Origin of the sequence: Rhodanobacter sp. Root480 (assembly GCF_001426645.1) — a bacterium.
In the GTDB taxonomy this organism is placed as follows: domain Bacteria; phylum Pseudomonadota; class Gammaproteobacteria; order Xanthomonadales; family Rhodanobacteraceae; genus Rhodanobacter; species Rhodanobacter ginsenosidimutans.
The window spans coordinates 98,511-110,785 of the sequence record NZ_LMEX01000003.1; the positions used below are offsets into that span (position 1 = coordinate 98,511).

Sequence of the window (12,275 nt, forward strand, 5' to 3'; positions counted from 1 at the left end):
AAATGGCTGATCTCCCGACCATGGTCGTGCTCGGCGCCGGCTCCTGGGGCACCGCGCTGGCCGCGCTGAGTGCGCGCAACGGGGTGCCTACCCGCCTGTGGGGGCGCGATGCCGCCGCGCTGGCGGCGATCGCGCAAACCCATCGCAATCAGCGTTACCTGCCGGATGTGGAACTGCCGCCGGAACTGCGTTGCGAGAGCGACCTGGCCGCGGCCTTGCGTGGCGCGGACATCGTGTTGATCGCGGTGCCCAGCCACGCCTTCACCTCCATGCTGGCCGAGGTGGCGCCGCTGCTGGATGCGGGCAGCGCGATCGCCTGGGCCACCAAGGGTTTCGAGCCGGGCACGGGCCGCTTCCTGCACGAGCTGGTGGCAGAACATTTGCCGGGCCGTGCCACCGCGGTGGTCACCGGTCCGTCGTTCGCACGTGAGGTGGCGGCTGGCCTGCCCAGTGCCGTCACCGTGCATTCGGAAGACGAGGCCTTCGCGCGGCAACTGGCCGGCCTGCTGCACGCGCCGAATCTGCGCGCGTATTCGGGCGGCGACGTGCTCGGTGGCGAGCTCGGCGGCGCCATGAAGAACGTGCTGGCCGTGGCCACCGGTATCGCCGACGGCATGGAGCTGGGCCTGAACGCCCGCGCCGGCCTGATCACCCGCGGCATGAACGAGATGCTGCGCCTGGGCATGGCCCTGGGTGCGCGCCCCGAAACGCTGATCGGCCTGTCCGGCCTGGGCGACCTGGTGCTGACCTGCACCGGCGACCTGTCGCGCAACCGCCGTCTCGGCCTGGCATTGGGCCGCGGCGTGGCGATCGACGAAGCCCTGCGCCAGATCGGCCAGGTGGTGGAAAGCATCCTCACCGCCGACGAAGTGAACCGCCTGGCGCTCAAGCACGGGCTGGATCTTCCCATCAGCGCAGCCGTGCACGCCGTGCTGCACGGCGAGGTCACCCCGGTGGATGCGTTGCGCCGGTTGATGGCGCGCGAACAGAAAGCGGAATACCCGCCGGGCCTGTTCCGCACCCACTGATCAAACCGCGGCCAGCCGGCCACGGTAGCGCGAAAACGTGCCGCGTGCTCGCACCGACCGAACCCTGTTTCCGGTGAGTGGCAAGTGTGCCGCCAATGCGCGGCGCGCCTGCTAAGCTCAATGTTTTGCTTGTCGCCATGGACCGCATGCGCATGCAGCAACCGGACGGGAAACAGCGCGCCGGCGGCGCGTCAGCCAACGCTGACGACACGCTTCCGTTAGCGTGGCGACGACTGCTGGCCAAGCCGCGCGTGGCGGCAGCCGACGAGCCGGTCGTGCTCGGCTTTTTCCTTGAAGTGATCCCGCAGGACAACGCCTCCTTCGCCTGCATGGATGCCGCCCCGGTGTTGCTCACCGTGGCCGAACACGGCCGATACGCGCGCCCGGTTCCATTGGACAGCCGCCATCTGGTGCAGGTGACACTGGCGCCGCACGAACAGCGCCTGGCCGCCACCGTGCTGGGCCTGCCGCAGAGCGTGCGCAAGGGACGCAGCTATGCGCGGCTCAGCGGTCACGTGGGCGACACCCTGCTGGCCGAGATGCTGGATACCGCGCCCTGCTTCCTGGGCGGCCTGGGCGGCTTGCGGCTGTCGCGCAGCCGGCCGCATCCGCTGAATTGGCATTGGTCGATGGCGCCCGACGGCAGCCAGCGCCTGCTGCCGTTACTGCCCAACAGCCAGCGGCTGCTGCGCATCGATGCCTTGTGGTACCTCGACGCCGAACATGCGGCGCTGGGTTTGCTGGACGCCGCGGCGGAGGAAACCCGCTGGCTGGAATTGCCGCCGCTGAAACCCGAGGACGGACATCGCCTGCGCGACCTGCTGCCGGCCAGCCGGCTGGCCACACGGCTGCCGCCGCCGCAGGTTTTCGGCGAGATGCGCCGATCCGAACTGGCGCCCAAACCGGTATTGACCCTGCATGCATTGACCCGCCACGCACGCCTGGCCGCCGGCACGCCGCCGCTGGCCTATGCGCGGCTGGCCTTCGACTACGCCGGCGAGCGGCTCCCCGGCCGCGGCGGCGAGCCGCTGGTGCGGCGCGTGCGCGACGGCCAGCTGGTCGAGATCACCCGCCGCCGCGCGGAAGAACTCTCCGCCATGGAGCAACTCGAACGCGCCGGGCTCACGCCGGGCGTGGATACCGAGGGCCTGCCCTGGGACGTGGCCGAAACCCTGCCCGAGGACGCCTGGCTGTTCCCCGGCACCGGCCACGCCGGCGCGCTGGAGGTCAACACGCCGGCGCGCTGGCTGGCGCTGCGACCCCGGCTGGAGGAGGAAAACTTCCAGCTGGAATACGCGCCCAGCTTCCCGTTCGAGGTGCTCGAAGGCCCGGTGCGCTGGTACGGCCAGGCGGTGGAAGACGCCGACGATCATGCCTTCGACCTGGAGGTCGGCATCGAACTGGACGGCGAGCGCCACAGCCTGCTGCCCGCCGTGGCGCAGGCGCTGGCCGAGCACCAGTTGAACCTCAGCCCCGCGCCGAACGAGCCGGAGGATGCGGTGTGGTACGCGCCGGTCGATGCCCGCCGCCGCGTGCCGGTGCGGCTGAAGGAATTGCGCGGCCTGCTGGCGCCGCTGGCCGAATACCTGGAGAAACCGCGCCAGAAACTGCACCTGCCCAAGGTGCAGGCCGGCCGGCTGGAAGAGCTGGCCGCGGCGATGCCCGGTGGCGGCACGCTGGATGCGGCCGAGCCGTTGTTCGGTTTTGCCGCGCGCCTGCGCGATGCGGCCGAGCGCGCCAGCGATGTCGTGCCCGAAGGGCTCACGGTGGAACTGCGCCCGTACCAGCGCGAGGGGCTGCGCTGGCTGAACGCGCTGGCCGAAGCCGGCGTGGGTGGCGTGCTGGCCGACGACATGGGCCTGGGCAAGACGTTGCAGCTGATCACCCACCTGCTGTCGCTGAAACAGCACGGCGCGCTGACCCAGCCAGCGCTGGTGGTGGTGCCGACCAGCCTGATCCCGAACTGGCAATCGGAAATCGCCCGCTTCGCGCCGATGCTGCGCGTGCTCACCTTGCACGGGCCGCAACGCGCCGAGGAATTCACCCAGCTCGGCGACCAGGACATCGTGCTGACCAGCTACGCCTTGCTGCCGCGCGATGTGGTTGCGTTGAGAAAGCAGGCCTTCGCGCTGATCGTGCTGGACGAGGCCCAGCAGGTGAAAAACCCCCGCACCCAGGCGCGCCGCGCGCTGCTGAGCCTGCGTGCACCGCGCTTCGTCTGCCTCACCGGCACGCCGCTGGAAAATCACCTGGGTGAACTGTGGTCGCAGATCGATCTCGCCGTGCCCGGCCTGCTGGGCGACGAGGGCGCATTCCGCCGCCACTACCGCGTGCCGATCGAGAAGCAGCGCGACGAGGAATGCCAGCAGCGGCTGAACCTGCGGCTGGCGCCGTTCATCCTGCGCCGCACCAAGGCGCAGGTGGCCACCGAATTGCCGCCCAAGACCGAGATCACTCGCCGCGTGGTGATGGAAGGCCGCCAACGTGATTTGTACGAAGGCCTGCGCCTGGCGCTGACCGAGGAACTGCGCGAGGTGATCGCCCAGCGCGGCATCGCCCATTCCGGCATCGTGGTGCTGGATGCGCTGCTGAAGCTGCGGCAAGTCTGCTGCGACCCGCGGCTGGTGAAGCTGGAGGCGGCGCAGGGCGTGCACGAGTCGGCCAAGTTCGAGCTGCTGATGGATATGCTCCCCGCGCTGATCGATGAAGGCCGCAAGGTGCTGCTGTTCTCCCAGTTCACCGGCATGCTCAAGCTGATCGCCGCCGAGCTCGACCGTCGCCACATCCCCTACGTCACCCTCACCGGCGACACCCGCGATCGCGCCGAGCCGGTGCAGCGGTTCCAGAACGGTGAAGTGCCACTGTTCCTGCTGTCCCTGAAAGCCGGCGGCGTGGGCCTCAACCTCACGGCGGCCGACACCGTGATCCACTACGACCCGTGGTGGAACCCCGCCGCCGAAGCGCAGGCCAGCGACCGTGCGCACCGCATCGGCCAGGACAAGCCGGTGTTCGTGTTCCGCCTGATCACCAGTGGCACGGTGGAAGAACGCATCGAGGAACTGAAAGCACGCAAGGCCGAACTGGCCGACGCCGTGCTGGAAGGCGGAGGCACCCGCGAAAAGCTCAGTTTCGACCAGCTCGATCTGGATACGTTGCTGGCACCGGCGGGTTGAGCGTCGGGCCAACCCGGCGCGAGGCTACTTTTCGGGCAAATCGGCCTTGTATTGCTCCCGCAACGCGGGCGACGGTGCCTGGACGCGCTCAAGCACGCCGACTGTAACGGTGCCCTGCAATCCTTCGAAGAACCTCTCGGCCTCCTTGTGGATTTTCCGCGACAGGGAAAAGGCGCCCTGCGGAAGCGGCGTCAAACCGTCGATGTAAACCATGTTGCCGCCGACGGCCGCGCTACGGTCCAGCGGCTCCACTTCCCGCACGAAGCGGCGGGTTGCCCGGTCCCCGGCGACGCTGTCGCCATAGGTCTTGCGCAGCTTCAGGTAAATCTTCGAGGCTTGCGAAACGTCGCTTCGCGAACTGCCAAGCACGGCTGTCGTGTAATCGCGCACGAAATCGCTGTTCTTGCGCTCCGCTGCCAGCGCCAGCCACGCGATGCCCAGCGGCCGATCGGCTGCGATGCCGGCGATGTCGCCATTGACGTAGGCCAGCCCCAGCGCATGCTGCGCGTCCTTGTTGGCCCAGTAGGCCGCTTCCTTGAGCATCTTGACGGCTTGATAAGGATGCTGGCGTTGCAGGTGATATCGCGCGCGGCAGGCGTAGTACTCGCCGGGGAGGAAGCGCTCCCAGCCGCTCATGCAATAGACGCGTTCCTGCGCTGGTGCCGTGGCCGGACCATCCGCCGCGGAGGCTTTCTCCGCGCTGGCACTCCACGCCATCGATGGCATGCAAACCACCATGCCCAGGACCAGTACGCCGGACCAGTACCTTTTCATGGAACCTCCTTGTGACCCGCCCGAATGAGGCCTGCCAGGCCAAGCGGTCACGGCAAGGGGCGCCGTGACGCGTTTCATCCTACCTCGTCCGGAGAAGCCGCCGGCGGGGTGTGCGTGCTACCGGGTGGCGCCGTCGCGGTGCCCGGCAGGGCGCGGAGTCACGGTTGCGGCGGTACACGCGTGCGCAGCAACGCATCCACCGACTGCTGCCACTGCGGCGACCCGGGCTCCGATTGCGGCGCTTCCTGCCCCAGCTTTTGCTGCACGGCCTGGTTCCATTCGGCGGAGCCGTGATCGGGGCCGTGGCCGTTGTCGCTGATGGCCAGTGTGCGGTCGACCCACGCGTACCAGCCGGGCGAGCCCAGCGCGGCATTCGCCGGTGGGGTGTTGGCTGGCTGGGTTTGCTGTGCGGCGGTGGGCGCGTCGGCCGGCGGCGTGGGCGAGCACGCCGTCAGCAAGAGCAGCAGGGGAATACAGGCGACGAATCGGCGCATGGTCATTCCTGTGGCGGAGGGCGGCTTCGAAGCCTAACCGGGCGGCCTGCGCAGAGGATTAATTTTTCATCAGCAAGCCGTTGCCGGTTGCGGTGTTCAGTTGCGCGCCGCAACCTCGTCGATGTGCAGCAGCAGGTCGGCCGGATCGTCGTACACGCGGAAGGCGCCCGATTCCTGCAGTTCACCGCGGCCGTAGCCGCCGGACAGCACGCCCACGCCCAGCGAATGCGCGCGCTGGGCCGCCAGCATGTCCCACACGCTGTCGCCGATCACCAGCGACTGGTGAATGTCCACGCCCAGGCGGCGCGCGGCGGTCAGGAACAGGTCCGGGTCCGGCTTGGCATGGCGCACCTGGTCGCGGGTCACCACGTGCACCTTGGCCGGGTCGACGCCCAGCGCCTCCAGGTTGGCCGCGGCGGTCGCCATGCGTCCGCTGGTGGCGATGGCCCAGGGGATGTCCTGCGCGGTGAGGTAATCCAGCAGTTCGCGCGCGCCGGGCAGAGGGCGTATGGCGCTGGCCGCGTGTTGGCGGTTGTAGGCCTCGGCGTGCCACTTCCGCAGTCGCGCGAGGCGCTCTTCGGTGATTTCCAGCCCGGTTTCGCGCAGCAGGATATTGGCGAACAGGCCGCCGCTCATGCCGATCTTGCGGTGGATGCGCCACACCGCCAGCTCCACGCCTTCGCGCTCCAGCGCTTCCTTCCAGGCCAGCACGTGCTGGTAGACGCTGTCGACCAGCGTACCGTCGAGATCGAACAGGAAAGCAGTGTCGCTGCGTGGCATCGGGGTTCTCCAGTGAGTAGTCGACGCCAGTATGACGGTCAGGCGATGAGCGCGGCGACAACAAGGCGCGTGCGATCGCGATTGGCCGTCCAGACGGGCCAATGGTCGCGGGTCGATGCCGGCCTCAGGCTCGCCATCAGCGTGGTTTCAGCGCATCCGGCGTGGTCCTGATAGCGCTGTCAATTTTGCCCGGGAGAAGCCCACAAGGCGTGCCCGGTTTCCTGCATCGCCAGCGCGGCGGCGCCCAGCAGGCCCGGTTCCGAATGGGTGATCGCCACCGTGGGCACCTGCTCCATGGTGTCGCGGAAGCGGCCCTTGGCCTCGAAGCGCTCGCGGAAGCCGCCATGCTGCAGCCACGGCAGCAGGCTCGGAAGTACGCCGCCGGTGAGGTAGACGCCGTCCCAGCCGCCCATGGTCAGTACCAGGTCGCCGGCCACGCTGCCGAAAATGCCGGCCAGCGTCTCCACCGTGCGCACGCACAGCGGGTCTTCGCCGGAGACGGCGCGGGCGGTGATGTTTTCCGGCGTCAGTTCCTCGACTGGCTGGCCGGCGATGTCGGCCAGTGCAAGGTAGAGGTTGACCAGGCCGTTGCCGCAGATCATGCGTTCGTTGGAGACGCGCCCGAAGCGCTGGTTGAGCCGGTGCAGGATCTCCACGTCTTCGGCAGTGTGCGCCGCGAAGCCGGCGTGGCCGCCCTCGCTTTCCAGCACGCTGCAGCTGCCGTCACGCAGCAACAGTCCGCCCACGCCCAGTCCGGTACCCGGCCCCATCACCACAAAGGTCTGCGATGCATGGCTGCCCAGCCGCGGCAGCGGCGGCTTGCCCACGGTCACCAGATCCTTCGGGGTCAGCAGGGTCACGGCCATGCTCTGGGCGGCGAAGTCGTTCACCAGCCGCACCGAGTTCATGTCCAGCTTGTCGCGCAGCAACTGCGCCGAAACCGCCCAGGGGTTGTTGGTGATCTGCACCGTCTCGCCGTCGGCGATGCGCCCGGCGGCGGCGATGATCGCGTGCTTCGCGCTGAAGCCGGTGTCGGCGAAATACTGCCGGATCGCCTCGGCCAGGGTGTCGAAATCCTTTACCCGGTAGCGGCGGATGCTGTCGGTCAGCAGCGGCGCGGTCAGATCGGTGTCCGCCAGTGCGAAACGCACGTTGGTACCACCGAGATCGGCGAGCAAGGTCGGGGTACGGCTGGGCTGACTCATGATCTTCCTGGCGACGGGAAAACCCCTAGCGTGCACGTTGCGGCGGCTGTTCGTCCAGTGTTTTACCCAACCATACGTGGTGGAATGGGCCTTGAAGGCCTTCCAGTCGCCGTTTCAGGGGCGCCGTTTTGCGCCCTGGCGCTAAAATGGCGGTTATCGATTTCGCGAGCCCACACCCATGAATTTCCCCGCCGTCCGCATGCGCCGCATGCGTCGTGACCCCTTCTCCCGCGCCTTGATGCGCGAGCACACCTTGCTGCCCAGCGACCTGATCATGGTGGCGTTCGTGATCAACGGCGAAGGCCAGCGCGAAGCCGTGCCCTCGATGCCGGGCGTGGAGCGGCTGTCGATCGACGAATTGCTGAAACTGGCCGGCGAATGCGTGCGGTTGGGCATCCCCGCGCTGGCATTGTTCCCGTCGCCGGGCGCCGCGGTGAAAAGCGAGGACGCCGCCGAGGCGTGGAACCCGGATGGCCTGATGCAGCGCGCGACCCGTGCGCTGAAAGCTGCCTACCCCGATCTGGGCCTGATCGGCGACGTGGCGCTCGATCCGTACACCACGCATGGCCAGGACGGCCTGATCGATGCGGACGGCTACGTGATGAACGAGCCCACCGTCGAAGCGCTGGTGAAAATGGCGCTGGCGCAGGCCGAAGCCGGCATGGATTTCGTGGCGCCCTCGGACATGATGGACGGCCGCATCGGCACCATCCGCGACGCGCTGGAGGAAGCCGGCCACATCCACACCCGCATCCTGGCCTATTCGGCGAAATACGCCTCCGCGTTCTACGGCCCGTTCCGCGATGCCGTGGGTTCGTCGGCCAACCTCGGCAAGGGCAACAAACACACCTACCAGATGGACGTAGGCAACAGCGACGAGGCGCTGCGCGAGGTGGAGCTGGATATCAGCGAGGGTGCCGACGCGGTGATGGTGAAGCCGGGCATGCCTTATCTGGATGTGCTGCGCCGGGTGAAGGACGCTTTTGGCGTGCCCACGTTCGTCTATCAGGTCAGCGGCGAATACGCGATGTTGAAAGCGGCCTCGCAGAATGGATGGCTGGACGAGAAGGCGGTGGTGCTGGAGTCGCTGGCCGCCTTCAAGCGCGCCGGCGCCGACGCCATCCTCACCTATTTCGCGATCGACGCGGCGCGGTGGCTGCGCGGCGAGTAGACAAGGAGAGGTCGGGTGAAGGAGTTGTTCCTGGCAATTTGCGCGGTAACGCTGTTGGCCACCACAAGCGCTTTTGCGCGCGATCTGAGTGATGAGGCATTTGCGAAAGCTTGTCCGTCTGATGCGGCGTGGATGTCCGCGCAGAAAGAGGCGAAACCCCATGCGGCTGAGCAGATATCGAACGCGCCACTTCGAGCGGAAATATACAAGCGTTTCGATGCCGACCAGGCAGCGCGTAACGCCATTATCGCCAACCCGGCGGACAAATCCCTGGTCGCCAACGTCAATCGGATCGATCAGTCGAATCTGATGTGGTTAAGGCAACAGATCCAGAGTGATGGGTTTCCAAGTGTTGCGGAAGTCGGGCACAAGGGCATTTTCGAGATCTTCATGTTGATCCAGCATGCCGATCGTGATCGCGCGTTGCAGACCAAGGCGCTCAAGCTGATGGAGCCATTGGTGGATAGCAACGAAGTGTCGAAGATGGATGTGGCGTTCCTTACCGACCGCATACTGGTGGCCGAGGGAAGGCCGCAGCGGTATGGAACCCAGTTCGGCACGGATGAGCGGGGTGACCGCACGCTCAGCCCAGTTGAAGACCCGGCCAGCCTCGACAAACGCCGGGCGTCGATGGGGTTGGAGCCGGAAAACGATTACAAATGCCGCATGGATTTCATTTTCGGTAAATGAGATCCGGGATCGTGCTGTTCAAGCGCGCACCGCCATCACCGCGGCCACGCCGCGAAGACCGTTGAGAATAAGGTAATGGTCTTTGCCGGCGGCGGATGCGTCGAGCTGTTTCGTCATGGCGCCTGTTTCGTGGGCCGGGTGCGGTGGTGCAGCGTATACGGGAAAAATCGCCGGCATACCTGATGGCGAAGGAGCTTCTGCGGGTCAGGGCAATTCAGTGGCGAGGCCCGGTCAAGCGAATCTCATACACATGCGGCCAGCGTTTGCCGGTGACGAACAGCCGGTCATCCGCGGCGTCGTAGGCGATGCCGTTGAGCACGTCGTTGCCTGGGTCGGGCGTGTCTTCCGGGCGCGGCCCCAACCCGCTCAGGTCGATCCAGCCGACCACCTTGCCGCTGGCCGGGTCGATGCGGGCGATGCGCTGGGTCAGCCACACGTTGGCGTAGATCTGGCCGTTAACCCATTCCAGTTCGTTGAGGTTGGCCAGCGGATCGCCGTCGGCGGTGACGTCGATGCTGCCGACTTGCTGCAGGGTTTCCGGATCGAGCCGGCGCAGGGTGGGGGTGCCGTCGCTCATCAGCAGGTGCGTGCCGTCGCTGGTCAGTCCCCAGCCTTCGCCGGGGTAGCTGAAGCGCGCCAATGGTTTCAGCGTGGCCAGATCGAAGACGAAGCCTTGCTGGCCGCGCCAGGTGAGTTCGATCAGGCGGTCCTTCCAGGCGACGATGCCTTCGCCGAAAAACCCCGGCCCCGGCGTGGCCTGCTGCTGCAGCACCTTGCCGCTTTGCAGGTCCACCTTGCGCACGAAGGACTGCCCCACGTTACCGGTGCCTTCGTACAAATAGCCGTCCAGATAGAACAGGCCCTCGGTGTAGGCGTGGGTGTCGTGCGGCCACGTGTGCGTCACGGTGTAACCGTAAACCGGCACGTTGCCGGCGGCAGCCGTCGCGCCGACGAGCGAAGTGCCAAGCAAGGCGATAACCATGGCGAGTCGTTTCATGGCGCCATGATGCCGGAGCCGTGCGCCGCTGTGTCAGTGACGGGTCACCCCGGCCGGGGCGGCGCATGGAATAATCGAGGCTTGCGACGAAGCCGGGATACGCGTGGAAAGTCACCAATTTTTGCAGACGGCGGTGGTCTTTCTGCTGGCCACGGTCATTGCCGTGCCGCTGACCAAGCGGTTCCGGCTGGGCTCGGTGCTGGGCTATCTGCTGGCCGGCGTGGTGATCGGGCCGCCGTTGCTGGGGCTGGTCAGCGATACCGAAGGCGTGGCCACGATCTCCGAGTTCGGCGTGGTGCTGATGCTGTTCGTTATCGGCCTGGAGTTGTCGCCGCAGCGGCTGTGGGTGATGCGCCGCTCGGTGTTCGGCACCGGCTTGCTACAGGTGGTGGCCACCAGCATGGCGATCGGCGCGGTGGCGTATTACCTGTTCGGCCTTACCGGCAAGGCGGCGGTGATCGTGGGCGGCAGTCTGGCGCTGTCCTCCACCGCGTTCGGCCTGCAGATCCTGGCCGAGCGCAAGGAGGCCGGCTCTGCCTACGGGCGCCAGGTTTTCTCGATCCTGCTGTTTCAGGATCTGGCCGCTATCCCGTTGATCGCCGCGGTGCCGTTGCTGGCCTCGTCGACGGCGCAGAGTTTCGACCTGCTGGCGATCGCGCGCACGGTGGCGGTGATCGTGGCAGTGGGCGTGGGTGGTCGCTACCTGTTGCGGCTGGTATTCCGTTTCGTGGCGCGCGCCGATTCGGTGGAGGTGTTTACCGCCACCGCCTTGCTGGTGGTGATGGGCGTGGCCTTTCTGATGGAGCTGGCGGGGTTGTCGGCCACGCTGGGCGCGTTCCTGGCCGGCATGCTGCTGGCGGATTCGGAATACCGGCACGAGATGGAATCCAACATCGAGCCGTTCAAAGGCCTGCTGCTGGGGCTGTTCTTCATCAGCGTGGGCATGTCGATGGACTTGTCGCTGCTGCTGAAACGGCCCGGGCTGATTTTCGGCCTGGTCGCGGCGTTGCTGGTGCTGAAGGGCCTGCTACTGTGGCCACTGGGTCGTTTGCTGGGCGGGCTCAACCGCTCCGACACGCTGCGCCTGGTGGTGCTGCTGGCCTGCGGCGGCGAATTTGCGTTCGTGGTGCTGCGCCTGGCGGCGGAGAAGCACCTGATTGCCGTGGCCCAGCGCGATGCCTTGGTGCTGACGATCACGCTGACCATGGCGCTGACGCCGCTATTGGTGGTGCTGGCGTCGCGGGGCCTGCAGCGCGGGCCGAAAAAGCCTTCGCGCGAGTTCGACGCGATCGATACCGATACGCCGCGGGTGATCATCGCCGGCTTCGGTCGCATGGGCCAGATCATCGCTCGCGTGCTGCGCGCGCAGGGCATTCCGTTCGTGGCGCTGGAGCACTCGGCCGAGCAGGTTGATGTCTCGCGCCGCTTCGGCACCATCAACCTGTTTTTCGGCGACCCCGCGCGGCCGGAGCTGTTGCGCGCGGCGCAGGCGGAAAAGGCCGAAGTGTTCGTGTTGGCCACCGACGACCCCGAAGCAAACCTGCGCACGGCGCGATTGGTGAAGCGGCAATACCCGCACCTGAAGATCATCGCCCGCGCGCGCAATCGCCAGCACGTGTTCCGGCTGATGGACATGGGCGTGGACGAGCCCATCCGCGAAACCTTCCACTCCAGCCTCAAGATGACCCTCAAGACGCTGGAGGCGCTGGGCCTGACGCATGAATTCGCGGTCGACCGGGTGGAGCGGTTTCGACGCTACGACGAGGACCTGCTGAAAAAGCAGGCGCTGGTCTACGACGACGAAACCAAGCTGATACAGAGCACCCGCGATGCGCTGGTCGACCTGCAGAAGCTGTTCGAAGCCGATGCGGAGCCGGGGGCGGAACGGGAGCGCGAGAAAGGCACGGTGCGGCCCGAGGATTCCTGAGGGAAGGAGTCAATCAACGGCAGCGTTTAGCCGTCC

At 66.9% G+C, this 12,275-nt stretch carries 10 protein-coding genes; 5 read left to right on the forward strand and 5 right to left on the reverse strand.

Annotated elements, in window-relative coordinates; genetic code table 11:
* Positions 1 to 2: 2 nt before the first annotated feature.
* A complete protein-coding gene (locus tag ASD22_RS13235) occupies positions 3 to 1,028 on the forward strand; it encodes an NAD(P)H-dependent glycerol-3-phosphate dehydrogenase (protein WP_056084496.1) in 1,026 nt (341 codons plus the stop codon).
* Between the two features lie 152 nt (positions 1,029 to 1,180).
* Complete coding sequence (locus ASD22_RS13240; RefSeq protein WP_056085143.1) at positions 1,181 to 4,201, forward strand: DEAD/DEAH box helicase; 3,021 nt, start codon at positions 1,181 to 1,183, stop codon at positions 4,199 to 4,201.
* 24 nt (positions 4,202 to 4,225) lie between these two features.
* On the opposite strand, the gene ASD22_RS13245 is transcribed toward ASD22_RS13240, so the two are convergent.
* The 4 genes from ASD22_RS13245 to glk all read right to left on the reverse strand — a co-directional run bounded on the left by ASD22_RS13245 (position 4,226) and on the right by glk (position 7,454).
* Positions 4,226 to 4,837 (reverse strand): hypothetical protein, encoded by a 612-nt coding sequence (locus ASD22_RS13245; protein WP_156459026.1) that lies wholly within the window; start codon positions 4,835 to 4,837, stop codon positions 4,226 to 4,228.
* Between the two features lie 296 nt (positions 4,838 to 5,133).
* On the reverse strand, positions 5,134 to 5,469 hold the full coding sequence (locus tag ASD22_RS13250; RefSeq protein ID WP_056085145.1) for a hypothetical protein: 336 nt from the start codon (positions 5,467 to 5,469) through the stop codon (positions 5,134 to 5,136).
* 96 nt (positions 5,470 to 5,565) lie between these two features.
* Positions 5,566 to 6,249, reverse strand: a complete 684-nt coding sequence (locus tag ASD22_RS13255; RefSeq protein WP_056084503.1) for an HAD family hydrolase — start codon at positions 6,247 to 6,249, stop codon at positions 5,566 to 5,568.
* 179 nt (positions 6,250 to 6,428) lie between these two features.
* Entirely contained in the window at positions 6,429 to 7,454 is a 1,026-nt protein-coding gene (glk, locus tag ASD22_RS13260) for a glucokinase (RefSeq protein ID WP_056084505.1), read from the reverse strand.
* 178 nt (positions 7,455 to 7,632) lie between these two features.
* Here glk and hemB point away from each other — a divergent pair, with 178 nt between their 5' ends.
* Both hemB and ASD22_RS13270 read left to right on the forward strand, forming a co-directional pair.
* Positions 7,633 to 8,625 (forward strand): porphobilinogen synthase, encoded by a 993-nt coding sequence (gene hemB / locus ASD22_RS13265; protein WP_056084510.1) that lies wholly within the window; start codon positions 7,633 to 7,635, stop codon positions 8,623 to 8,625.
* A gap of 15 nt (positions 8,626 to 8,640) precedes the next feature.
* Positions 8,641 to 9,315, forward strand: a complete 675-nt coding sequence (locus ASD22_RS13270; protein WP_156459027.1) for a DUF6624 domain-containing protein — start codon at positions 8,641 to 8,643, stop codon at positions 9,313 to 9,315.
* A gap of 214 nt (positions 9,316 to 9,529) precedes the next feature.
* Here the strand turns inward: ASD22_RS13270 and ASD22_RS13275 are convergent, their stop codons facing one another.
* Positions 9,530 to 10,312 (reverse strand): glutaminyl-peptide cyclotransferase, encoded by a 783-nt coding sequence (locus tag ASD22_RS13275; protein ID WP_056084517.1) that lies wholly within the window; start codon positions 10,310 to 10,312, stop codon positions 9,530 to 9,532.
* Between the two features lie 103 nt (positions 10,313 to 10,415).
* Between ASD22_RS13275 and ASD22_RS13280 the strand changes: the two genes are divergently transcribed.
* Positions 10,416 to 12,239, forward strand: a complete 1,824-nt coding sequence (locus ASD22_RS13280; protein WP_056084520.1) for a monovalent cation:proton antiporter-2 (CPA2) family protein — start codon at positions 10,416 to 10,418, stop codon at positions 12,237 to 12,239.
* Positions 12,240 to 12,275 lie beyond the last annotated feature (36 nt).

Bases quoted from the DNA above. Each gene is read 5' to 3' on its own strand.
- ASD22_RS13235 (WP_056084496.1), top strand. From the start codon at position 3: ATGGCTGATCTCCCGACCATGGTCGTGCTCGGCGCCGGCTCCTGGGGC.
- ASD22_RS13240 (WP_056085143.1), top strand. From the start codon at position 1,181: ATGCAGCAACCGGACGGGAAACAGCGCGCCGGCGGCGCGTCAGCCAAC.
- ASD22_RS13245 (WP_156459026.1), bottom strand. From the start codon at position 4,837: ATGAGCGGCTGGGAGCGCTTCCTCCCCGGCGAGTACTACGCCTGCCGC.
- ASD22_RS13250 (WP_056085145.1), bottom strand. From the start codon at position 5,469: ATGCGCCGATTCGTCGCCTGTATTCCCCTGCTGCTCTTGCTGACGGCG.
- ASD22_RS13255 (WP_056084503.1), bottom strand. From the start codon at position 6,249: ATGCCACGCAGCGACACTGCTTTCCTGTTCGATCTCGACGGTACGCTG.
- glk (WP_056084505.1), bottom strand. From the start codon at position 7,454: ATGAGTCAGCCCAGCCGTACCCCGACCTTGCTCGCCGATCTCGGTGGT.
- hemB (WP_056084510.1), top strand. From the start codon at position 7,633: ATGAATTTCCCCGCCGTCCGCATGCGCCGCATGCGTCGTGACCCCTTC.
- ASD22_RS13275 (WP_056084517.1), bottom strand. From the start codon at position 10,312: ATGAAACGACTCGCCATGGTTATCGCCTTGCTTGGCACTTCGCTCGTC.